A 23,194-nucleotide genomic window follows, 5' to 3' on the forward strand; every position below is an offset into this window, starting at 1 on the left:
GAAATAGACCACATGGCACTCAGCTTTCACCTTCCGGCCGCCGCGTGAGCGTGCCACTGCAACAGATGCTGAAGAAGGATAGAGCGCATTCCGATGATGCCGCGACCCAAGTGCGGCAAGACGCGCTGGAAAGCTTTTTCCAACTTACAAGTTCCCATTTCACGCGGGGTTCTTGACGCCAGATTGACACCGGACCGCATTCGGCGATCCGGCGTTTTCGTTTGGCGCGCCCTAAAAGGTTATGACTTGACCAATTTTGAATCGCTCGGTGTCTCCAAGCCGGTCGTCGCCACCCTGTTCCAGCTCGGCATCGAAACGCCGACCCCTATCCAGGAACAGGCCATCCCGCTTCTCATCCAGGGCCGTGACTTGATCGGCCTTGCCCAGACCGGCACCGGCAAGACGGCCGCCTTCGGCCTTCCGCTCATCGAGCGCCTGCTCAAGGAAGAGAAGCGTCCCGACAACCGCTCGGTCCGCACGCTGATCCTAGCGCCGACCCGCGAACTGGTGAACCAGATCGCCGACAGTCTCAGGAAGTTCATCCGCAAATCGCCGCTGCGCATCAACGTCGTCGTCGGCGGCGTCTCCATCAACAAGCAGCAGCTTCAGCTCGAGCGCGGCTCCGACATCCTCGTCGCCACCCCCGGCCGCCTGCTCGATCTCTGCAGCCGCAACGCCATTACGCTGACGGCCGTGCGCTACCTCGTGCTCGACGAAGCCGACCAGATGCTCGACCTCGGCTTCGTGCATGACCTGCGCAAGATCGCCAAGATGGTGCCGAAGCGCCGCCAGACCATGCTTTTCTCGGCCACCATGCCGAAGGCGATTGCCGATCTCGCCGGCGATTATCTCACCGATCCGGTTACGGTCCAAGTGACGCCTCCGGGCAAGGCTGCCGACAAGGTCGAGCAATATGTGCACTTCGTTCCCGGCAAGAACGACAAGACGGTTCTCTTGAAGAAGTCGCTGACCGAAAACCCTGATGGCCGCGCCATCGTCTTCCTGCGCACCAAGCACGGCGCTGAAAAGCTCGCCAAGCATCTGGAGCAGGTCGGCTATTCGGTCGCCTCCATCCATGGCAACAAGAGCCAGGGCCAGCGCGAACGCGCGCTAAAGGGCTTCCGCGACGGCGCCATCAAGACGCTGATCGCAACCGACGTCGCCGCCCGCGGCATCGATATCCCTGCCGTCAGCCACGTCTTCAACTACGACCTGCCGGAAGTGGCTGAGGCCTACGTCCACCGCATCGGCCGCACGGCCCGTGCTGGCCGCGATGGGATCGCAATTGCCTTCTGCGCACCCGACGAAGCTCGCCTGCTGCGCGACATCGAAAAGCTGATGGGCATCGACATTGCCGTTGCCAGCGGCGAACCGCCGGCTGACATGCGTGCCGCTCCCCGTGCCAACAATCGCGGCCGCGGCCAGAACCAGCAGCGCGGCCAGGGTGGCCGTGGTGAAGGTGGCGAGCGTCGCGAAGGTGGCCGTCGTGAAGGCGGACGCAGCGAAACCCGCAATAACGGCGGCCGTCCCACCGGCCATGGTGACCGCCGTCCGCGTAACGATGGCGACGTTACTGAAGTGCGCGCCGGCGAAGAGCGCCGCGCCCGCCCTCAGCACAAGAACAACCGCAATCAGGATTTCCGCGGACAGCGTCGCAACGAGCAGGCACCTGCTGTCGGCCCGGACAATGATCTGGTTTCGACCTCGGATTTCCGCCCCGCACGCAAGCCGCAGCAGCAGCGTTCGGCTCAGCCGGGTGAGGCTGCCGGCCATCATCGCGGCAACAAGCCACATGCCCATGGCCGCCCGGCACGCAACCACGGCGACCACCAGCCGAATGGCGAACAGCGCCGTGACGGCAATGGCGGCATGCGCCGCAAGGGCGGCCGCAATGGCGGCGGCCAACGCAGCGAACGCGCTTGAGCTTGAGGTATCACGAGGGGCTGGAGCGATCCGGCCCTTTCTTTTTGACCACTCTCTCTGATCGGCACGGACAGAGCTTGATCCGTCAGCCGGGCAGGAAATAATCACCTGCTCATCTTTTGTGCGCCATGCCAGGATCGACATGAATCCGCGTCGCGCCAACTCCTGATAAATGCCCAGTTTTTCACCTGTTTTTGCATTGCAGAAGATTTTATGAATCTTCCATGCGAACTGTGCATGGTTCTTGCATTGCCTTTTGTGTTGTATTCAAATGAACAAAAAAGGGGAGCCACACCTTTGGCATTTGATGAAATGATCACCGGAGACGAAAGTCCCCGAGCGCCATATGAAAAATACTTTGAGTGGTACAACAGCCAAGACCGGGCGCACCTGATTTCAAAGTCCCGCGATGCCGAAAACATCTTCCGGAAAACCGGCATCACTTTTGCGGTTTACGGCCACGCCGACAGTTCCGAAAAGCTCATCCCCTTCGACATCATCCCGCGCATCATCTCCGCCCGCGAATGGCGCAAGCTCGCTCAGGGCATCGAGCAGCGGGTGATCGCGCTCAACGCCTTCCTCGACGACATCTATCACAAGCAGGAAATCATCCGCGCCGGCCGCATCCCGCGCGAGCTGATCGAGAAGAACGTTGCATTCCTGCCCGAGATGATCGGCTTCCGTCCGCCGGGCGGTGTCTACACTCATATCGTCGGCACGGATATCGTGCGCACCGGCGAGGACCAGTTCTACGTGCTGGAGGATAATGCCCGCACGCCCTCGGGCGTCAGCTACATGCTGGAAAACCGGGAAACCATGATGCAGATGTTCCCGGAGCTCTTCCACGAGAACAAGGTGCAGCGCGTCGAGGACTATCCCTATCTCCTGCGCCAGAGCCTGGCATCGCTCGCTCCTCCCGGCTGCAAGGGCAAGCCGCGTGTCGCGGTCCTGACGCCCGGTATCTATAATTCCGCCTATTACGAACATTCCTTCCTCGCCGACATGATGGGTGTCGAACTGGTCGAAGGCTCGGATCTGCGCGTCATCGACGGCAAGGTGAAGATGCGCACGACGCGCGGCTACGAGGCGATCGACGTACTCTACCGCCGCGTCGACGACGATTTCCTCGACCCCCTCACCTTCCGTCCGGAATCCGCCCTCGGCATTCCCGGCATCATGGATGTCTACCGCTCCGGCAACATCACCATCGCCAATGCACCCGGTACCGGCATTTCCGACGACAAGGCGATCTATTCCTACATGCCCGAAATCGTCGAATTCTATACCGGCCGCAAGCCGATCCTAGAAAACGTGCCGACCTGGCGCTGTTCGGAAGCCGGCAGCCTGAAATATGTGCTGGAGCACCTGGAAGAACTCGTCGTCAAGGAAGTGCACGGCTCGGGCGGTTACGGCATGCTTGTCGGCCCGACCGCTTCCAAGAAGGAACGCGCCGATTTCGCCGAGAAGCTGAAGGCAAAGCCCAGCAACTACATTGCCCAGCCAACGCTGTCGCTCTCCACCGTGCCGATCCTCGTGAACAAGGGTATCGCACCCCGCCATGTCGACCTGCGCCCCTATGTGCTGGTTTCCGACAAGGTGCAGATCATTCCGGGCGGGCTTACCCGCGTGGCGCTGAAGCAGGGCTCGCTGGTCGTCAATTCCAGCCAGGGCGGCGGCACCAAAGACACCTGGGTATTGGAGGACTGATGCTCGGAAGAACTGCAAACGGGCTCTACTGGATGTTCCGGTACATCGAGCGCGCTGAGAATATCGCACGCCTCGTGGATGCCGGCCTGCGCATGTCGCTGACACGCAGTGATGCCGGTGATGACAATTGGGACGGCGTTCTGCAGAGCGCCGGCGTGCGCGAACTCTATGATGAGAGCCATTCGAAGCTGACCGGACCCGACGTGATCGACTACATGCTGCGCGACCGCCAGAACGCGTCGAGCGTCATGTCCTGCATCGATTTCGGCCGCAACAATGCCCGCATGGTGCGCACGGCACTGACACGCGAGACCTGGGAAGCGACCAACGAATGCTGGATCGATCTCAAGGAACTGCTGTCGAAAAAACTGAAGGCGGCGGAGCTTCCTGAAGTCATCGACGTCATCAAGCATCGGGCGGGCCTGATCCGCGGCGCGTTTCATGGTTCGATGCTGCGCAACGAACTCTATAATTTCGCCCGCATCGGCACCTTCATCGAGCGTGCCGATAATACCAGCCGTATCCTCGACGTGAAATATTACGTGCTGCTGCCGTCGATCTCGCAGGTCGGCTCTTCGGTCGACAACGTTCAGTGGGAGTCGATCCTGCGCTCGGTCTCCGCCCATCGTTCCTATAGCTGGGCCTATGACGGCGAATACCGCGCCATGAACATCGCCGACTTCCTCATCCTGAACGGCCAGATGCCGCGTTCGCTCGCCTATTGCTACGAGAAGATCGTCAGCAACCTCGGCTACATCGCCAAGGACTATGGCGAGCGGCTCGCCGCGCACGAAACGGCGGATGCTATCCGTGCCACGCTGCAGACCCTGAAGATCAAGGATGTCATGGATCAGGGCCTGCATGAATTCCTCGAGGATTTCGTCGCGCGCAACAACAAGCTCGGCAACGAGATCTCTGATGGCTACCGGTTCTATGCTTAAGCGGGTCAGATCATGAGACTGAAAATCAGCCACCTCACCGAATACCGCTACGACGAGCCGGCGCAGTTTTCCCTGCAGCGCCTGCGCTTGACGCCGCCGACCATGGTCGGCCAGACCGTGATCAACTGGTCGCTGCATGTCGAAGGCGCCAAGCCCGAGGTCGAATATGACGACCAGTTCGGCAATCATGTGAACCTCGTCTCGCTGGAAGGCGAACAGCAGGTGACCCGCATCGTTGCCGAAGGCGAGATCGAAACCGAGGATCGCAGCGGCGTGATCGGTCCCCATACCGGCTTCTGCCCGCTCTGGCTCTTCCTGCGCGAGACGCCGCTGACCAAAAGCGGCAAGCTGGTGAAGGAACTGATCAAAGGCGTGACCGGTGAAACCGAGCTTGCCCGCATGCATGCACTGATGGCGGCGATCCACGAGGCGGTGGAATACCGGCCCGGCACCAGCGGCACCGAAACCACTGCCGAACAGGCGCTGGAGAAGAAGACCGGCGTCTGCCAGGACCACGCCCATATCTTCGTTACCGCCGCTCGCGCACTGGATATGCCGGCGCGCTACGTCTCCGGCTATCTGATGATGGAAGAAAAGGTCGAGCAGGCCGCCACCCATGCCTGGGCAGAGACGCATATTCCAGGTCTCGGCTGGGTCGGCTTCGATCCCGCCAATAAGATCTGCCCGGATGACCGCTATGTCCGCACAGCCTCCGGTCTTTGTTATAAGGATGCAGCTCCGGTATCGGGCATGCGCATCGGCACACCTGGTGAGAAGCTGTCGGTCACGGTGAAGGTCGAGGACGGCAGCCAGATGCAGAGCCAAAGCCAGAGCTGACAAAACAGACTGATTTGCTTTGACCGTCCCGCCTGTTGAAACACGCAAAAATTGCCGTTGCAACCAATTCGCTACTTTGAACTAACCCGATGTTAAACCGGCTGGCGGAAGCTGTGTGCTCGTGGCTCGCAATTTCGTGGGCACCGGCACAGTGCGCGCCGGCCTGTTTAATTCAGCGTTTTCAGTAGGTCGTTTATGTCTCTTCTTATTATCGACGACAGCAAATCCAGCCTGCTTGCTCTCGAAACCGCCGTCCGTCGCTTCGCCAGCTGCCATATCGAGAGCTTCACCAATCCGCTGGAGGCCCTGGAGCGGACGAAGTCAGTTGAATTCGACGTCGTACTGGTCGACTACATGATGCCCGAGATCAACGGCATCGACGTTGTCCGCTGCCTGCGCGGCCAGCGCGGCTACGAGACGGTCCCTGTCGTGATGGTCACCTCCCAGACGGAGCGCTCCGTGCGCCTGGACGCCCTGGAGGCAGGCGCTACCGACTTCTTGGCGAAGCCCTTCGACCCGCTGGAGCTCGAGGCTCGAATTCTCAATCTCCTGACATTGCGCAACGCCCAGCTTGCGCTCGCCGACCGCGCCCGCTCGCTGGATAAGGCTTTTCGTCGCGCCAGCGAAGAGGCCGATATCCGCGAACAGGAGATCATCTGGTGCCTGGCGCAGGCGATGGCCTCGCGCGACGGCAATACCGGTGATCACATCGAGCGCGTTGCGAATATCGCCGAGCTGATCGCCGAAGGCCTCGGCATGGACCGCATCCAGCGCCGCAACATCTATCTCGCCGCACCGCTGCACGATATCGGCAAGATCGGCATTCCCGACGCCATCCTGCAGAAGCCCGGCAAGCTGGAGCCCGATGAGATCGAGAAGATGCGCGAGCATGTGCCGATCGGCGTCGCAATCCTGCGCAACAGCTCAGCTGAGCTTTCACGTGTCGCCACCGCCATCATTGGCGGCCATCACGAAAAATGGGATGGCACCGGCTATCCGCAGGGCCTTGCCGGCGATGAGATCCCGATCGAGGCACGTATCGTCGCCGTCGCCGACGTCTTCGACGCGCTGTGCTCCGAGCGCCCCTACAAGCAGGCTTGGCCGATGGAAAAGGCTTACCGCGAAATCATCGCCTGCAGCGGCACGCATTTCGACCCGGCCTGCGTGGCGGCCTTCCGTCGCAATTGGCCGGCAATCCGCATGCTCTTCGATCAGACCGGGGCGGAAGACGTTCGGCTTCGCTCCAGGGGTTGATACCCGGTTGGGTTAGTATTTTTCTCCCATAATACAACTTAGCATCATCATCTGACTGCCGTATTGTGCTAGTACTACAGTTGCGGTTTACCGGAAGTCATGATTCACTTCCCGCATTTGGCGGGAGGGAAGTTCAATGTCGGTTGCGGGTTGGTCCGGGTCGGTTCTGGCGTGGCATCGTGAGCTCGATGCCTTGAAGGTGCGGTTGGGCTCGGTCTTTGGTCGCCGAGAATTGCGCGCATCGTGCGGTGCCTTTCTGGATGGGTTGTTGTCGGGAGTAGAGCGCAAGACTGGCTGGCTGATGGCGGAACAGGCAGGACTGGAGCGCCCTTATCGGATGCAATCGCTGCTGGGGCGCAGCCATTGGGATGCTGACGCATTGCGCGATACGGTTCGCGCTTATGCAATAGAGTCTCTCGGTGACGCGGACGGCGTTCTTGTGGTCGATGAGACCGGCTTCCTGAAGAAAGGCGCCCATTCAGTCGGTGTCGCACGACAATATTCCGGCACGGCCGGCCGGATCGAGAACTGTCAGATCGGTGTTTTCCTTGCCTATGCAAGCCGCTACGGTCAGACCCTGATCGATCGGCAACTTTATCTACCGAAGGAGTGGGCCGAGGATGAAGCCCGCCGTGCTTCGGCTCACGTCCCCCAGTCCCAAGCCTTCGCGACCAAACCGGCCATTGCAGCCAAGCTCATTGCCGATGCGCTGGATGCCGGCGTGCCTTGTGCCTGGGTATTGGCGGATGCGCTTTATGGTTCGGATTCCAAGCTGCGCCGGATGCTGGAAAGCCGTGGCCAGCCTTATGTTCTGGCAGTGCGCTCCAATCAATGCCTGCGCTTTGTGCGTGAGCAAGGGATCGAGCAGACCGATCCCGAAACGATGGCTGATGAGTTGAAACCGGAGGTTTGGCAGAGCCATGCAGCAGGCGAAGGTGCCAAGGGTCTTCGGCTTTATGATTGGGCCCGTATTCCTCTCAGCTCTCGCCCGGATCCACAATGGGAGCGCTGGCTTCTGATCCGGCGCAGCCGACGCGAACCCGATGCGCGCGCCTATTACTTTGTCTTTGCGCCCGCCGGTACCGAATTGAGCGAATTGGCGGGCGCTGCCGGGCTGCGTTGGACCGTGGAAGAATGCTTCCAGCGTGCGAAGGACGATCTCGGCCTGGATCATTGCGAAGCGCGATCCTGGCATGCTTGGAAGCGGCACATGACGCTCGTCATGGCAGCCGCTGCATTCCTCGCCAAACTCGGCGCCGATCTACGCCGCACCGCTGCTGGCAAACCGAACGAAACGAGTCCAAACCCGCCAATCGCCGCCTGACCAACACCATGGCCTTCGTGCCCAGCGTCGCAGAGATCCGCTATCTGATCAAACGCCTCCTGCTACAGCCCCCGATTAGAGTTCGCCTCATCTTGGCATGGTCACTCTGGCGACGCAGGCATCAAGCATCCGCAATGCTTTCTCACTACAAAGCAAGGCATCAAACGCAACTGTAGTACTAGAATTGCGCTGCAGGCCTGACAACTCTGGAGCGCTCTGTGTTCATTCGGACGCACAAAGGACGGTCTGGCACTTTGGATCGACGCTTTTGTGGGGGGACGTGCTATGTCATCAATCCAGACCGATACCTATTATTTGTTTGGCGTTCTCTTGCGCTTCATCGCCCGCAATCACGACACCGGCGGCACCTTCAGCCTCATCGAGGCAACCACTGCGCCGGGCGCCGGCGCTCCCCCCAACAAACATCCCGCAGACGATGAATCCTTCTATGTGCTCGAAGGGAAATACGAGTTTCTGATCCAGGGCGAAAAACGTGTCGCGACGCCAGGTACCTTCGTCAAGGTGCCCAGGGGTACCGTTCACGCCTTCACGAATATCGATGACAAGCCGTCGCGCATGCTGATCATCAACACACCCGGCTTCGTGCATGATGCATTCTTCTCTCAGGCCGGCGAGCCGATGCCGCCTGGCACGCGTGAACTGCCGCCGCCGAGCAATGAGCCGCCCGACATCCAGCGCGTGATCGATGCCGGCCGGCGCAATGGCGTCGAATTCCTGCTGCCGAAGGGCATGAGCCACTAAAAGCATGTCGCGCAAAACTGTACCGCGGTTTTGCGTCCAAAATTGCGTAAGAAAAAGAAAAGGCGGGCCAAGCCCGCCTCTCCCATATCCGTATTCCTAGAGCCTTAAACTAGTGGCTGTCCTTGCCGACAGCACTTCCGCGACATCCCTTGAGGAAGTCGAGGTCGGCGCCGGTATCGGCCCCTTCGACATGCTGCTGATGCAGGAAGGCATAGCCCGATGTCGGCAGGTCATGGTTCGGCTGCCATTCGGCCAAGCGCTTTGCCAGTTCCTCTTCGGAAATGTCGAGATGCAGGCGGCGGTTCGGCACATCGAGCTCGATCATGTCACCGTTCCTGACGACCGCGAGCGGGCCGCCGACAGCCGCTTCCGGCGAGGTGTGCAGCACGACGGTGCCATAGGCCGTACCGGACATGCGGGCATCGGAGATGCGCACCATGTCGGTAATGCCCTTCTTGAGCACTTTCGGCGGCAGACCCATGTTGCCGACCTCGGCCATGCCCGGATAGCCCTTCGGGCCGCAGTTCTTCATGACCATGACGCAGTTCTCGTCGATGTCGAGGCTGTCGTCGTTGATCTTCGCCTTGTAGTCGTCGATGTCCTCGAACACGACCGCACGGCCCTTATGGACCATCAGATGCGGCGAAGCGGCAGAAGGCTTCAACACTGCGCCCTTCGGCGCAAGATTGCCGCGCACCACGACGATGCCGCCCGAGGACGTCAGCGCCTTTTCAGCCGGCAGGATGACGTCCTCGTTCCAGTTGACAACGTCCTTGACTTCGTCCCAGACGGTTTCCCCGGATACGGTCAGCGCATCCTTGTGCAGCAGGCCGGCTTCGCCGAGGCGCTTCAGCACGACCGGCAGGCCACCGGCATAGAAGAACTCTTCCATCAGGTACTTGCCCGACGGCATCAGGTTGACGATCGTCGGAACATCGCGGCCGCAACGGTCCCAGTCGTCAAGCGTCAGGTCGACGCCGACGCGGCCGGCAATCGCCAGCAGGTGGATGACGGCATTGGTCGATCCGCCGATCGCCGCATTGGTGCGGATGGCGTTTTCGAAGGCCTGCTTCGTCAGGATCTCGGAGGGCTTCAGGTCGTCCTTGACCATCTGCACGATGCGACGGCCGGTGAGCTGCGCCATGACCTTGCGGCGGGAATCGACGCCCGGGATCGCGGCATTGCCTGATAGCGCCATTCCGAGTGCTTCGGCCATGGACGCCATGGTGGAGGCCGTGCCCATCGTGTTGCAGGTGCCGGACGAACGGCTCATCGACGCCTCGGCCTCGAGGAATTCGGCCTGCGTCATCTCGCCGGCCTTCACCATTTCCGAGAACTTCCACAGATGCGTGCCGGAACCGACGCGCTCACCACGGAAATAACCATTCAGCATCGGGCCGCCGGTGACGACGATCGACGGCAGGTCGGTGGAGGCGGCACCCATCAGCAGCGACGGCGTGGTCTTGTCGCAGCCGACGAGCAGCACGCAGCCATCCATCGGCTGGCCGCGGATCGCTTCTTCCACCGCGAGCGCCGCCAGGTTGCGGTACATCATCGCGGTCGGACGGAAGGTGTTTTCGGAGGCCGAGAAGACCGGCACTTCGAGCGGGAAACCACCGGCTTCCCAGACACCCGCCTTCACCTTTTCGGCGAGCTCGCGCAGATGACCGTTGCACGGCGTCATGTCCGACCAGGTGTTGAGGATACCGATGACAGGGCGGCCGTCGAACAGGTCGTGCGGATATCCCTGGTTCTTGAGCCAGCCGCGATGGTAGATCACGTCGCGGCTCGTGCCGCCATACCATTCCTGCGACCTCAGCTTACGCGGCCATTCTGCTTTCTTCTTCATAGTCTCTGTCCTTCAGGATATCCCCTGACCGCCTCGTACGATCAAGGTTATCGCGCTTGGTCTCAAGCCAGCGTATAGGCGGTCTTGACGGTTGTATAGAATTCGGCGGCGTACTTGCCCTGCTCGCGCGGGCCGTAGGACGAGCCCTTGCGGCCGCCGAAGGGAACGTGGAAATCGACGCCGGCGGTCGGCAGGTTCACCATCACCATGCCGGCCTCGGAGTTGCGCTTGAAATGCGTCGCATGCTTGAGGCTGGTCGTGGCGATGCCCGCAGACAGGCCGAATGGCGTGTCGTTGGCAGTCGCCAGCGCCTCGTCGTAATCCTTGACACGGATGACGGAAACGACAGGTCCGAAGATCTCTTCGCGGGAAATGCGCATCTGGTTCGTGGCTTCGGTAAAGAGTGTCGGCTGCAGGTAGAAGCCGGGCGTGTCGCGCGAAATGAGTTCGCCGCCAAAGGCAAGCTTGGCGCCCTCTTCCTTGCCGATCTTGATATAGTCGGTATCGGTCTGCAGCTGGCGGGCATCGACGACCGGGCCGATATGGGTGCCGGGTTTCATGGCATGGTCGACGACGATGGTCTTCAGCTTCTCGGTCAACGCGGCAACGAACTTGTCGTGAATGCCTTCGGTGACGATCAGGCGCGACGAGGCCGTGCAGCGCTGGCCGGTGGAGAAGAAGCCGGAATTGGCGGCCGCCTCGACAGCGACGGTGAGATCAGCGTCATCGAGTACAACCATCGGGTTCTTGCCGCCCATTTCCAGCTGGAACTTGCGGTTATGCTCGATGGAAGAGGTGGCGACGCGCCTGCCGGTACCGGTCGAACCGGTAAACGTGATGCCGGCAATTTCGGGGCTGTCGAGCATCGCCTGGCCGACGACCGAGCCCTTGCCCATGACGAGGTTCAAAACGCCCTTCGGCAGGCCGGCACGGTGCAGGATGTCGGCGATCGCCCAGGAACAGCCAGGCACCAGATCGGCCGGCTTGAAGACGACGGTGTTGCCGTAGCAGAGCGCCGGGGCGATCTTCCAGGCGGGAATGGCGATCGGGAAGTTCCAGGGCGTGATGATGCCGATGACGCCAAGCGGTTCGCGGGTGATCTCGACGCCGATATTCGGGCGCACCGAGGGAACGACTTCGCCGGCAAGGCGCAGCGCTTCGCCAGCGAAGAATTCGAAGATCTGCGATGCGCGGATCGTTTCGCCGATCGCTTCGGGCAGTGTCTTTCCCTCTTCGCGGGCGAGCAGCGCACCAAGCTCATCCTTGCGGGCCATGATCTCGTCGCCGGCCTTTTTCAGGATGACGTGGCGTTCCCAGATGCCGGAGCGCGACCAGGCCGGGAAAGCCGCCTTGGCAGCCGATATCGCCGCCTTGGCATCCTCGGCGCTCGCCTGAGCGTAGAGGCCGACCACTTCGTTCGTGTCGGACGGATTGATGTTCTCGGCGGCATTTGTGCCGGTCCATTCGCCGGCAATGAGATTCTGATGGACGGTCATGGCCTTGGAGCCTCCTCTATGACAAATGACCGACGGCTTTCGTGGCGGCCGGCCCCTTGAGATGACAGTTGAAATCAGAGCTGCTTGACGACGATCTCTTCTTCGGCCGCAACCTTCAGCGGATTGCGCAGCGGCAGGCCGAATTCGGCCACCTCGATTTCAAAGACATCGCCCTCTTCCGCCTTTATGCCATCGGCAAAAGAAAGCGTCGCCGTGCCGAACATATGGACGTGCACATCACCCGGCACGCGGAAGAGGCCATATTTGAAATGGTGATATTCCAGATTGGCGAAAGTGTGCGACATGTTCGCTTCGCCCGACAGGAACGGCTTCTCGAAGATCACCTGGTTGCCGCGCTTGATGCGCGAGGTGCCGCGGATATCCTCGGGCGCCACACCAATCCGGATCTCCGGACCAAAGCTTGCCGGGCGCAGCTTGGAATGGGCGAGGAAGAGATAGTTGATCCGCTCGGTGACGTGGTCTGAAAACTCGTTCGACAGCGCAAAGCCGATACGGAACGGCGTGCCGTCCTTGGCGATGACGTAGATGCCGGCCATTTCAGGCTCTTCGCCGCCATCAAGCGCAAAAGAAGGCGAAACGAGCGGAGCGCCCGGAGCAGCAGCACCATAGCCGTTGCCCTTGTAAAACCACTCGGGCTGAACGCCCTTCTGGCCGGCGGCCGGCTTGCCGCCTTCGAGGCCCATCCTGAACATCTTCATCGAGTCGGTCAGCGTTTCCTCGGCCGCCTCTGATGTCTTCTTGTGCATTGAATCGCGTGTCGCAGCCGATCCCAGATGCGTGAGGCCCGTGCCGGTCAGATGCAGGTGTGCCGCATCCGGATGCGTGATCGGCGGCAGAAAGCGGCCTTCGGCGTAAGCCCTTTCAAGATCGACGGCATCGCCTAATCCGTGAGCCTCGATAACGGAAACGAGGGACTTGCCGCTGTCTGCGGCTTCCAGCGCCAGAGCATAGACGCTCTCAGCGTCCTTGACGGCCTTGGCGGCGGCACCCGGTTCGCGCACGGCGACGATGATCTCTCCGTTTGCGCCCTTGATCTGCGAAATAAGCACGGTCCTAATCCTTTCGTTTGGCGATGGCAAAGCTCCGCCGCTCCGGCTCCATCCGGAGCCGGAATTCAGTTTTCATATGACTGCGATGCGGGGGCTGAGCCTGAGCTCAGCCCTTGTTCTTGTTATAGACGTCGAAGAACACGGCAGCGAGAAGCACCGCACCCTTGACCATCTGCTGGAAGTCGATGCCGAGGCCGACGATCGACATGCCGTTGTTCATGACGCCCATGATGAATGCGCCGATAACTGCACCGGTGATCTTGCCGACGCCGCCCGAAGCCGACGCGCCGCCAATGAAGCAGGCCGCAATGACGTCAAGCTCGAAACCGACACCCGCCTTCGGCGTTGCCGAGTTCAGGCGCAGCGCAACGATCATGCCGGCGAGACCCGCAAGCACACCCATGTTGACAAAGGTGAAGAAGCTCAGGCGTTCGGTGTTGATACCGGAAAGCTTGGTCGCCTTTTCGTTGCCACCCATGGCGTAGATGCGGCGGCCGATCGTCGTGCGGCGGGTGACGAAGCTGTAGGCAGCGATCAGCACCAGCATGACGATGAGAACGTTCGGCAGGCCCTTGTAGGTCGACAGCAACCAGCCGAGCCAGAGGATGGCGAACGAGATGAGGAGGTTCTGGCCGATGAAGAAGCCCATCGGCTCGACATCGATGCCGTGGCTTTCGTTCACCTTGCGGCGGCGCCAGGCAAGGTAGAAGAGGATGACCGGCAGGATGACCGTCAGGACCAGCGAGGTGAGCTGGGTCGGAACGCCGAAGATGTCGACCATGTCGCCCGGCAGGAAGCCGGTGCTGATGACCTGGAATTCCTTCGGGAACGGGCCGATATTCTTGCCGCCGAGAACGGTGAGCGTCAGGCCGCGGAAAACCAGCATGCCGGCAAGCGTCACGATGAAGGAGGGAATGCGGTGATAGGCGATGAAATAGCCCTGTGCCGCGCCGATGAAACCGCCGATGATCAGGCAGAGCAGACCCGCCAGCCAGAAATTCATGCCCCAGGAAACGGTGAAGATGGCCGCCAGCGCGCCGACGAAGGCAACGATGGAGCCGACCGACAGGTCGATATGCCCAGCAACGATCACCAGCAGCATGCCGAGCGCCATGATGATGATGAAGGAGTTCTGCAGCACGAGGTTCGTCAGATTGACCGGCTTGAACAGGATGCCGCCAGTATAGAACTGGAAGAATGCCATGATTGCGACGAGCGCGATCAGCATGCCATATTCGCGGATGTTGCCGCGGATATAGTCGGCAATCGAAACGACGTTGCTTTCCTCTGATGTTGTCGGGTTGACAGGAGTCATTGTTTCTTCTCCCCTGAGCGCATGATAGCGCGCATGATGGTTTCCTGGCTTGCTTCTCCTTTCGGCAGTTCGGCGACGATGCGTCCTTCGTTCATCACGTAGATGCGGTCGCATGTGCCAAGCAGTTCCGGCATTTCTGACGAGATCATCAGAACGCCCTTTCCATCGGCGGCAAGCTGGTTGATGATAGTGTAGATTTCGTATTTTGCGCCAACGTCGATACCACGTGTGGGCTCGTCCAGGATCAAAACATCGGGATCGGAGAACAGCCACTTCGACAGCACGACCTTTTGCTGGTTGCCGCCCGAAAGATTGACCGTTTCCTGGAAGATGCCCGATGACCGGATGCGCAGCTTCGAGCGGTAATCCGTCGCGACTTTCATCTCCTTGATGTCGTCGATGACGGTGTTCTTCGAAATGCCGAGCAGATTGGCGAGCGTGGTGTTGTGCAGGATGTTGTCGTTCAGCACGAGGCCGAGATGTTTGCGGTCTTCCGTCACATAGGCGAGACCGGCGTCGATCGCCTTGCGGACCGTCGACGTATCGACCTTCTTGCCGTCGACGAAAACCTCGCCGCTGACCTTATGGCCGTAAGACTTGCCGAAAACGCTCATCGCGAACTCGGTACGACCGGCACCCATCAGTCCGGCAATGCCTACGACCTCGCCCTTGCGGACATTCACGTTGATGTCGTGCAGGACCTGGCGGTCGCGGTGCTGCTGATGGAAGGCGTTCCAGTTCCTGACTTCGAAGATCGTCTCGCCGACCGGCACGGAGCGCGGCGGGTAACGGTCGGCGAGGTCGCGGCCCACCATGTTCTTGATGATGATGTCTTCGCTGATCTCGTCCTTATGACAGTCGAGCGTCTTGACGGTCATGCCGTCGCGCAGGACGGTGATCTGGTCGGCGACCTTGCGGATCTCGTTCAGCTTGTGGGAAATGATGATCGAGGTGATGCCCTGTCTGCGGAATTCCATCAGCAGGTTGAGGAGCGCGTCTGAATCGCTTTCGTTCAGCGATGCCGTCGGCTCGTCGAGGATGAGCAGCTTGACGCTCTTCGACAGAGCCTTGGCGATCTCGACGAGCTGCTGCTTGCCGACGCCGATGTCGGTCACGAGCGTGTTCGGAGATTCGCGCAGGCCCACCTTGGCCAGAAGCTGCTTGGTGCGATTGTATGTCTCTTCCCAGCTGATGACGCCGTTCTTGGCGTTTTCATTGCCGAGGAAAATGTTTTCGCCGATCGACAGGAGCGGTACGAGCGCCAGTTCCTGATGGATGATGACGATGCCGATTTCTTCCGAATCCTTCAGGACCTTGAAATTGCGCACATCGCCTTCATAGACGATGTCGCCTTCATAACTTCCTGCCGGATAGACGCCGGAGAGCACTTTCATCAGGGTCGACTTGCCGGCCCCGTTTTCGCCCACCAATGCGTGGATCTCACCCTGGCGAACCCTGAGGTTCACATTCTCGAGCGCCTTCACGCCCGGGAACGTCTTGGTGATGTTCCGCATTTCGAGGATTGTATTTTCCATGACTAAAAACCCAACGCCGCGACCGAAACTGGCCCGGCGATCATAGAATCGAAGACCGGAACCCGCAATCACGCGGGTCCCGGCCATTCATAATTACTTCAGCTGGTCTTCGGTGTAGTAACCGCCGTCGACGAGGATCTGCTTGTAGTTGGTCTTGTCGACGGCAACAGGCTTCAGCAGGTAGGACGGAACGACCTTGACGCCGTTGTCGTAGGTCTTCGTGTCGTTGACTTCAGGCTCCTTGCCGGACATGACGGCGTCAACCATCTGAACGGTGACCTTTGCGAGGTCGCGCGTGTCCTTGAAGATCGTCGAGTACTGTTCGCCGGCGATGATCGACTTGACAGACGGAACTTCGGCGTCCTGGCCGGAGACGACCGGCAACGGCTGGTCAGCCGTACCGTAGCCGACGCCCTTCAGCGACGAGATAATGCCGATCGACAGACCGTCATACGGAGACAGGACAGCGTCAACCTTGGCGTCGGTGTAGTTGGCCGAGAGCAGGTTGTCCATGCGGGCCTGGGCCGTTGCCGCGTCCCAACGCAGCGTGCCGACCTTGTCCATGCCGGTCTGGCCGGACTTCACGACGAGCTTGCCGCTGTCGATGTAGGGCTGCAGGACAGACATTGCGCCGTCGTAGAAGAAGAAGGCGTTGTTATCATCCGGCGAGCCGCCGAAGAGTTCGATGTTGAACGGACCCTTGCCGTCCTTGAGGCCGAGCTTGTCGACGATCGTGCCAGCCTGGAGAACGCCAACCTGGAAGTTGTCGAAGGTGGCGTAGTAGTCGACATTGGCAGAGTCGCGGATCAGGCGGTCATAGGCGATGACCTTGATGCCAGCGTCATGAGCCTTCTGGAGAACGTCCGAAAGGGTCGTGCCGTCGATCGAAGCGATGACGAGAACCTTGGCGCCCTTCGTGACCATGTTTTCGATCTGCGAAAGCTGGTTCGGAATGTCGTCGTCTGCATACTGCAGGTCGGTCTGGTAACCGGCGGCCTGGAGCTGCTTGACGATGTTGTTGCCGTCGTCGATCCAGCGAGCCGAGGACTTCGTCGGCATTGCGATGCCAACCAGACCCTTGTCCTGCGCCAATGCCGGCATAACGAACGATGCGACGCCGAAGGCAGCCGCAGCCATCAATGAGATAATGGATTTCATTTCTCTCTCCCTTGTTAAAGATTAGCGGACGAAAAATCGCCCGCCCCGAAACTGTGGCAGGTTCCGTATTGGATAGTTACTTCAGATGGTGAGAAACGAAGTAGGTCTCCTCCACGATCTCACACGTGTTGAGTGCCAACCAGCACACGGCGGCAAACTGGTATGGATTCCTATAACTGTCAAATAGAATAACTGGTAATATGCATAACAATTTTGGTATATCGTTAAAAAGTATTACTTTTGATGGAATGCCGTGGGGAGGCCGCAACCATGACGATTATCTCTGAGCCGTTTTCGTTGGAACATGTCGATATCAACAGCGACAATTTTGGCGATGATGGCCATTTGCGGGCGGGACTTAAGCTGAATCACCTGCGTATGATTGTCGCAATCGAAGATAGCGGGCAGATTTCGGCCGCCGCCGAGGTGCTGAACATCTCCCAGCCCGCAGCATCGCGAATGCTGTCCGATCTGGAATCGATCGTGAAGGCCCCGCTCTATGAGCGGGTAGCCCGCGGCGTGGTGCTCACCACCTTCGGACAGGCCCTCGCCAGACGTGCGCGCAAGATCCTCCTGGAGCTTCGGGAGGCGAGCCGCGAGATCGGCGAGTTGAAGAGCGGCAAGGGCGGCTCGGTCTTCATCGGCGCCGTCACCGCACCCGCCATGAGCCTCGTCGTCCCCGCCATCAACACGGTACGCAAGACCTTTCCGGGCATCGAGGTCAACATCCAGGTCGAGACCAGCAACGTGCTGGCGCGCGAGCTTCTTGCCGCCCGTCACGACTTCATCATCAGCCGCATCCCCGATGACCTCAACCCACGTCTCTTCGAAGTGCGCGAGATCGGCATCGAGAGGGCCTGCCTGATCGTGCGCAGCGACCATCCCCTACTGAAGAAGAGTAAACCGAGCAGCCTCACGGAGATCAGGGATTACGACTGGGTGTTCCAGCCGCCCGGCACGCTGCTGCGCCGCACGATCGAGGACATCTTCCTGTCGCGCGCCGTTCAACTTCCGGAAAACGTCGTCAACACGTCCTCGCTGCTTTTGACCTGCGCAATGATCTGCGCGACGGATGCGATCGCGCCCGTTGCCATCGACGTTGCCCAGTTTCTCGCCTCGCAGAGCTCGAACGCATCTGACGTCCGCATCCTGCCGATCGATTTCGAGATCAACGTCAAGCCCTACAGCATGATCACCGTACGTGAGCGCGCGCTGCCGCCGAGCGCCCGTCTGCTCTACGATCTCATTCTGGAAGAAAGCATCCGGCAGGCCGAGGGCGGCCTCGGATAAAGTCCCACGCGCAAATCCAGCCCGGCGCCAAGTTGGCCCCGTCTAATGCGCCGCTTTAAAGGGAAGGCGCATGCTGTTCGGACAATCGATATTCCAATCCGTTCTCGAACGGTTGAAAAAGGAAGACGGCGGCGAAGCGGAAGAGCCGGCCGCCCGTCGTGTTTCCGGCTTCACCACCGGCCTCGCTTTCGATGTGATGGAAGGTGTGTCGGCGGCCTCCCAGCGTGTCGGCGAAGCCTATTTCGACAATCTCGGTCCGGAGCCCGCGATCAAGGCGCCTCCTCCGCCCGAACCCGTCATGCCTGCGCATCTGGCCCGCATTGCACCGGAAGAGATTGCCGCTGAACTTGCGATCTCGTCTGCCGATACGCAGCAGACACTGAACGAGAAGCGGCGCGCCTTCGCCAAGGTCAATCATCCCGACGGCGTGGCGCAACCTTTCCGCAACAATGCCAACAGACGCATGACAATCGCCAACCTGCTGATCGACGAGGCGATGCGCCGACTGTCGCGCGCCTGAAGCTTTTCCGCCTAGTTTGCAGGCTGTTTACGCGCTTTCCTCTGACGAATCAACCGGCGCTGATCGTATCGCGATTGAATATTTCGCGCTTGAGTAGCAGATAAATCTCCAGCTTTTTGGTGCCGGCAACAGCATATTTCGGCATGCCAGGATACAGTGCCTACTCACTTTTTAGTAGGCCTCAACGCTATTTAGCGAAATTGAATGAAATACAACCTCTTGTAACATAGGCCGGTGCAAATGTTTTCAGAGGACACCCACCAATGTCATCCACAGAAGACCCGAAGCTGCCCCGCAGTACTGCGCGCAGACATTTTCTAGGTGTTGCCTATGCCGTCGGTGCCAGGCTTGCCGGCGCGGCTGCCGTGGCCACCACGATTTCCGCATCCCCGGCGAATGCGTTGGGGCGGCTTTGGGGCCGGGGCGGCTCCGGCGGGCATGGCGGTTCCGGTGGTCACGGGGGCTCCGGTGGGGGCGGCAGCTCCGGTGGGGGCGGTGGTTCCGGCGTCGGCGCAAATTGTTTCCTGCGCGGAACGGCAATCCTCACGGATTGCGGTGAAAAGCCTGTCGAGGATCTGCGCGTCGGCGACCGCGTTGCCCTTCTTGATGGCAATGCCCGTGCGATCAAATGGGTCGGCCGCCAGGCCTTCAGGAAGAGCGGCGCGCGCTGGCCTGAAAGCGTCGTGCCGATCCGTGTATCCCGCCATGCATTGGGCAGCCGCACGCCGCATTCCGATCTCTACCTGTCGCCAGGGCATGCGCTGTTTCTGAACGGTGCTCTGATCCGCGTGAAGGACCTCGTGAACGGCACGACCATTGCACCGGTCGTTCCGGCCGACGACGCCTCGGTCGAATACTATGCCGTGCTGCTCGATACGCATGAAGTCATCCTTGCCGAAGGGGCAGCGGCCGAGAGCTTCCGCGTCGTGAAGAACAACCATGAAGACTTCCCCAATTTTGCGGAATACAGGCGCCTCCATGACGAGGACCCCGCCGACATGACATCCTGTGCGCCGATGTTGAGCGGCGGCTGGCAGCATCTGAAAGCGCTTCTCCTGCTCGGCGTTTCGCCGCTGGTGCCGATGCGCGATCCGTTCGGGGATGCCTGCGAAAAAATCGACGCGCAAGCCAAGGAACTGTCGCTCTGACAGGACGGACATGCGCCGAAGATCGGCTTACGGCACGCCAAAGCGTGCATCGGTTTTGAGATAGATAATGTGAACAACAATCTGAAGCGTGGCGCGCATCCAAAGGATCGCGACACGCTTTTATGATTCGCCCTTCTTCTCGTCTTCTATCGCCGGCTTGTCCCCGTCCCCGTCATCGTCATCGGGCGTGACGGCTGCGGCAGGTTCCGGCGGCTTGGGATCAAAGGCCCAGATCAGCATATAGAAGGAATAGGCGCCGGCACCGCCGGCAAGCATGCCCCAGAAGGGGTCGCCGCCGATGAATTCGAAGATCGCCCATCCGAAACAGACCACCACGATGAGGACACGAACCCAAAGGTGTCGATAGGTCGGGTGGTTGGGGTCGATCAGCTGCATCTTTGTCTCATTGTTGTCATAGCGCCGTCTCACCCTGGTGATGACGTCACTTGTCTTTAGGATGGATTTCACAAATGTGAAAGGCCCGCGGGCTTGACGCGGCAAGCGGAAAATGGAATGAAAATTCCAAACTTATATCAATTCGGTTTATTTGTTCCGACTATAGGGAGGCAGTAATGACAGTAAGATTTGGTCTTCTCGGCGCCGGCCGCATCGGCAAGGTCCATGCGAAAGCCGTCAGCGGCGATGCCAATGCAAAGCTCGTGGCCGTCGCCGACGCCTTCCCGCAGGCTGCCGAAGCGATCGCCTCCGCCTATGGCTGCGACGTGCGTAGCATCGAAGCCATCGAAGCCGCCAAGGATATTGACGCCGTCGTCATCTGCACACCGACCGATACGCATGCCGACCTGATCGAGCGCTTTGCCCGCGCCGGCAAGGCGATCTTCTGCGAAAAGCCCATCGATCTCGACGTTGCGCGCGTAAAAGCCTGCATCAAGGTCGTGGAAGAAACCGGCGCCAAGCTGATGGTCGGCTTCAACCGCCGCTTCGACCCGCATTTCATGGCTGTGCGCAAGGTCATCGACGACGGCAAGATCGGCGATGTCGAGATGGTGACGATCACCTCGCGCGACCCCGGCGCCCCGCCGGTCGATTACATCAAGCGCTCGGGCGGCATCTTCCGCGACATGACGATCCACGATTTCGACATGGCCCGCTTCCTGCTCGGCGAAGAGCCGGTCTCGGTCGTCGCGACCGCCGCCGTGCTCGTCGACAAGGCGATCGGTGAAGCCGGCGATTATGACAGCGTCTCGGTGATCCTGCAGACCGCGTCGGGCAAGCAGGCCATCATCTCCAACTCGCGCCGCGCCACCTATGGCTACGACCAGCGCATCGAGGCGCATGGCTCCAAGGGCGTCGTCTCGGCCGAAAACCAGCGCCCGGTCTCGATCGAAGTCGCAAACGCCGACGGTTACACCCGCCCGCCGCTGCACGATTTCTTCATGACCCGCTACACCGAGGCCTATGCCAACGAGATCGCCAGCTTCATCGCCGCGATAGAAAAGGGCTCGAAAATCTCTCCGTCCGGTGCCGATGGCCTGGCAGCGCTGGCACTCGCCGATGCCGCCGTCCAGTCCGTCAAGGAAGGCAAGCTCGTCAAGATCGGCTGACCGCCCTCTCCCGACGGTCGCCACAATGAGATGGCCGGGTGAGGAACCCGGCCATTTCTCGTTTCTGCGGAGTGAGGTTGCATCAGCCTTCCCGCTTCAATTGATTCCCTGGACACCGGCCACGACGATATCCTCATCGATGACGGCCAGAGCCCGGTTCAGGTGTCCTTCAAAGACGAGAATCTGTTCGTCTGCGACGACCCGGAGCTCCGGCATGCCCTCCATGCGCACCACATGGGACTGGCCGAGCCCCTCCTCGATCCCCTGCCGCAGCAGATCGTAATAGCGCGTGCCGACCCCGGTAATGGCAATCGGCATGCGCTCCGTCAGGCTCAGCATGCGTGACAATCCGTTGCCGAGTGCCAACCCCGCCTGCCGGAAGGCGAAGCCGGCGATACGGTGGCCCTGGCGGGCGCGTGCAGCGATCTTGTCGAGCTCGGCCAGCGGCACGAACTTTGCCGGGATCGTATCGAGCGGCACTTCGAAGGCGGTGCGCAGGATGGCGTAGAAGCCGGCATAGGCCTCGATGCAGCCGCGCGTGCCGCAGCGGCAAAGCCCGCCATTGGCCAGATGCAGCATATGCCCGAAATTGGGCGCAGAGACGTCACGCCCGCCATGGCTCGTCCGCCTGACGATTCCGAGCCCGATGCTGTGCCCGAGCGAAAGGGCAGCGAGCGAGCGAAAATCCGCGCCTTTGACATTCTCCTCGCGGGCACCGAGGGCGGCAGCCACCAGCAGCGTCTCGTTGTCGAGGATGATTTTTGCCGGCCAGTCCGACCTGAGGGCCGATTCGAAATCGATCTGCTCGCTGCCGAAGATCGGCGACCAGACGAGGACCGGATCGGAGGAATTGACGAGCCCCTTGCTGCTGATCGAGATGAGCAGCACTTTCTCCCGCTCGATGCGCGAGCGCGACAGGACGCGCTCGAGCCCTTCCCGCACGCCGGTTACGAAGCGGGCGGCCCCATCAGGATCATGCGACCTCTCCTCGCTGAAGCGATCGATCAGCTTGCCCGAATAATCGACGAGGGAATATTGCACGGCATCCGAGGAGATGATGACGACGATGAGATAGCCGCAGTCGCGCCGCTGGCGCAGAAGCACGCGCGGACGCCCGCGTCCGCTGGCCGCCTGCTGCTCGGATTTCTCGATGATCTGCGCTCTTTCCAGATCGGCGGTGATCGCAGAAACGGTCGCGGAGGACAGCCGCGTGAAATCGGATATTTCAGTGTGAGCAAGCGGCCCGTGGCGGCGAAGAGTGGCGAGCACGAGCACGCTGTTTCTCTGCCGTACGAGCTCCGTGCTCGACTTGGTCAGCATCTATCGCCGCCTCTTCCCCGTTCGTTCCGCCCCTCATTGCCACAGCATCTCCGGCCGCTTTCGTCAAAGGAAATTAAGCCGGTAGTGCGGTGTTGACAGTTGAAAAAATCTCTGACACTAAATTTCTCGACTGTCGAGAAAATAATCCAAACCTTTCTGGGCAGGCTTTCGCGGTGGCCG

The 23,194-nt window shown here is 60.4% G+C and carries 19 protein-coding genes; 11 read left to right on the plus strand and 8 right to left on the minus strand.

Going from position 1 to position 23,194, the window contains the following annotated elements; translation table 11 throughout:
* Nucleotides 1-96: 96 nt before the first annotated feature.
* The 7 genes from KQ933_RS14215 to KQ933_RS14245 all read left to right on the plus strand — a co-directional run bounded on the left by KQ933_RS14215 (nucleotide 97) and on the right by KQ933_RS14245 (nucleotide 8,748).
* Complete coding sequence (locus KQ933_RS14215) at nucleotides 97-1,923, plus strand: DEAD/DEAH box helicase (protein ID WP_253958330.1); 1,827 nt, start codon at nucleotides 97-99, stop codon at nucleotides 1,921-1,923.
* A gap of 297 nt (nucleotides 1,924-2,220) precedes the next feature.
* Nucleotides 2,221-3,630 (plus strand): circularly permuted type 2 ATP-grasp protein, encoded by a 1,410-nt coding sequence (locus KQ933_RS14220; RefSeq protein WP_216755485.1) that lies wholly within the window; start codon nucleotides 2,221-2,223, stop codon nucleotides 3,628-3,630.
* Nucleotides 3,630-4,571: an alpha-E domain-containing protein gene (locus KQ933_RS14225; protein WP_216755486.1), complete on the plus strand. Its 942-nt coding sequence runs from the start codon at nucleotides 3,630-3,632 to the stop codon at nucleotides 4,569-4,571. The genes KQ933_RS14220 and KQ933_RS14225 overlap by 1 nt, the downstream gene beginning before the upstream one ends.
* Before the next feature lie 12 nt (nucleotides 4,572-4,583).
* The gene (locus KQ933_RS14230; protein ID WP_216755487.1) at nucleotides 4,584-5,408 is read left to right on the plus strand and encodes a transglutaminase family protein; all 825 of its coding nucleotides are present in this window, start codon (nucleotides 4,584-4,586) and stop codon (nucleotides 5,406-5,408) included.
* Nucleotides 5,409-5,603: 195 nt separating this feature from the next.
* Nucleotides 5,604-6,662, plus strand: a complete 1,059-nt coding sequence (locus tag KQ933_RS14235; RefSeq protein ID WP_216755488.1) for an HD domain-containing phosphohydrolase — start codon at nucleotides 5,604-5,606, stop codon at nucleotides 6,660-6,662.
* 136 nt (nucleotides 6,663-6,798) lie between these two features.
* Complete coding sequence (locus tag KQ933_RS14240; RefSeq protein WP_216755009.1) at nucleotides 6,799-7,986, plus strand: IS701 family transposase; 1,188 nt, start codon at nucleotides 6,799-6,801, stop codon at nucleotides 7,984-7,986.
* A gap of 285 nt (nucleotides 7,987-8,271) precedes the next feature.
* Complete coding sequence (locus KQ933_RS14245) at nucleotides 8,272-8,748, plus strand: cupin domain-containing protein (protein WP_216755489.1); 477 nt, start codon at nucleotides 8,272-8,274, stop codon at nucleotides 8,746-8,748.
* A 109-nt stretch (nucleotides 8,749-8,857) separates the two neighbouring features.
* Here the strand turns inward: KQ933_RS14245 and araD are convergent, their stop codons facing one another.
* From araD to chvE, 6 genes are all read right to left on the minus strand, one after another.
* Nucleotides 8,858-10,597, minus strand: a complete 1,740-nt coding sequence (araD, locus tag KQ933_RS14250) for an L-arabinonate dehydratase (protein ID WP_216755490.1) — start codon at nucleotides 10,595-10,597, stop codon at nucleotides 8,858-8,860.
* Nucleotides 10,598-10,659: 62 nt separating this feature from the next.
* The gene (locus KQ933_RS14255; protein ID WP_216755491.1) at nucleotides 10,660-12,093 is read right to left on the minus strand and encodes an aldehyde dehydrogenase family protein; all 1,434 of its coding nucleotides are present in this window, start codon (nucleotides 12,091-12,093) and stop codon (nucleotides 10,660-10,662) included.
* Nucleotides 12,094-12,167: 74 nt separating this feature from the next.
* Nucleotides 12,168-13,163: an AraD1 family protein gene (araD1, locus tag KQ933_RS14260; protein ID WP_216755492.1), complete on the minus strand. Its 996-nt coding sequence runs from the start codon at nucleotides 13,161-13,163 to the stop codon at nucleotides 12,168-12,170.
* Nucleotides 13,164-13,269: 106 nt separating this feature from the next.
* A complete protein-coding gene (mmsB, locus tag KQ933_RS14265) occupies nucleotides 13,270-14,478 on the minus strand; it encodes a multiple monosaccharide ABC transporter permease (RefSeq protein ID WP_216755493.1) in 1,209 nt (402 codons plus the stop codon).
* Nucleotides 14,475-16,013, minus strand: a complete 1,539-nt coding sequence (mmsA, locus tag KQ933_RS14270; RefSeq protein WP_216755494.1) for a multiple monosaccharide ABC transporter ATP-binding protein — start codon at nucleotides 16,011-16,013, stop codon at nucleotides 14,475-14,477. The genes mmsB and mmsA overlap by 4 nt, the downstream gene beginning before the upstream one ends.
* 93 nt (nucleotides 16,014-16,106) lie before the next feature.
* A complete protein-coding gene (gene chvE / locus KQ933_RS14275; protein ID WP_183731973.1) occupies nucleotides 16,107-17,171 on the minus strand; it encodes a multiple monosaccharide ABC transporter substrate-binding protein in 1,065 nt (354 codons plus the stop codon).
* A gap of 270 nt (nucleotides 17,172-17,441) precedes the next feature.
* On the opposite strand from chvE, the gene KQ933_RS14280 reads away from it, so the two are divergent.
* The 3 genes from KQ933_RS14280 (at nucleotide 17,442) to KQ933_RS14290 (ending at nucleotide 20,129) form a co-directional block, all read left to right on the plus strand.
* Nucleotides 17,442-18,461: a LysR family transcriptional regulator gene (locus KQ933_RS14280; RefSeq protein ID WP_216755495.1), complete on the plus strand. Its 1,020-nt coding sequence runs from the start codon at nucleotides 17,442-17,444 to the stop codon at nucleotides 18,459-18,461.
* Nucleotides 18,462-18,531: 70 nt separating this feature from the next.
* Entirely contained in the window at nucleotides 18,532-18,981 is a 450-nt protein-coding gene (locus KQ933_RS14285) for a hypothetical protein (protein ID WP_216755496.1), read from the plus strand.
* Between the two features lie 263 nt (nucleotides 18,982-19,244).
* Entirely contained in the window at nucleotides 19,245-20,129 is an 885-nt protein-coding gene (locus KQ933_RS14290; protein WP_216755497.1) for a Hint domain-containing protein, read from the plus strand.
* 120 nt (nucleotides 20,130-20,249) lie between these two features.
* Here the strand turns inward: KQ933_RS14290 and KQ933_RS14295 are convergent, their stop codons facing one another.
* Nucleotides 20,250-20,525 (minus strand): hypothetical protein, encoded by a 276-nt coding sequence (locus tag KQ933_RS14295; RefSeq protein WP_216755498.1) that lies wholly within the window; start codon nucleotides 20,523-20,525, stop codon nucleotides 20,250-20,252.
* A 176-nt stretch (nucleotides 20,526-20,701) separates the two neighbouring features.
* On the opposite strand from KQ933_RS14295, the gene iolG reads away from it, so the two are divergent.
* Entirely contained in the window at nucleotides 20,702-21,694 is a 993-nt protein-coding gene (gene iolG, locus KQ933_RS14300; protein WP_216755499.1) for an inositol 2-dehydrogenase, read from the plus strand.
* Between the two features lie 96 nt (nucleotides 21,695-21,790).
* Here iolG and KQ933_RS14305 read toward each other — a convergent pair whose 3' ends face one another.
* Complete coding sequence (locus tag KQ933_RS14305) at nucleotides 21,791-23,014, minus strand: ROK family transcriptional regulator (protein ID WP_216755500.1); 1,224 nt, start codon at nucleotides 23,012-23,014, stop codon at nucleotides 21,791-21,793.
* Nucleotides 23,015-23,194: the final 180 nt, after the last annotated feature.

This window comes from Rhizobium sp. WYJ-E13 (assembly GCF_018987265.1).
Lineage (GTDB): Bacteria > Pseudomonadota > Alphaproteobacteria > Rhizobiales > Rhizobiaceae > Rhizobium.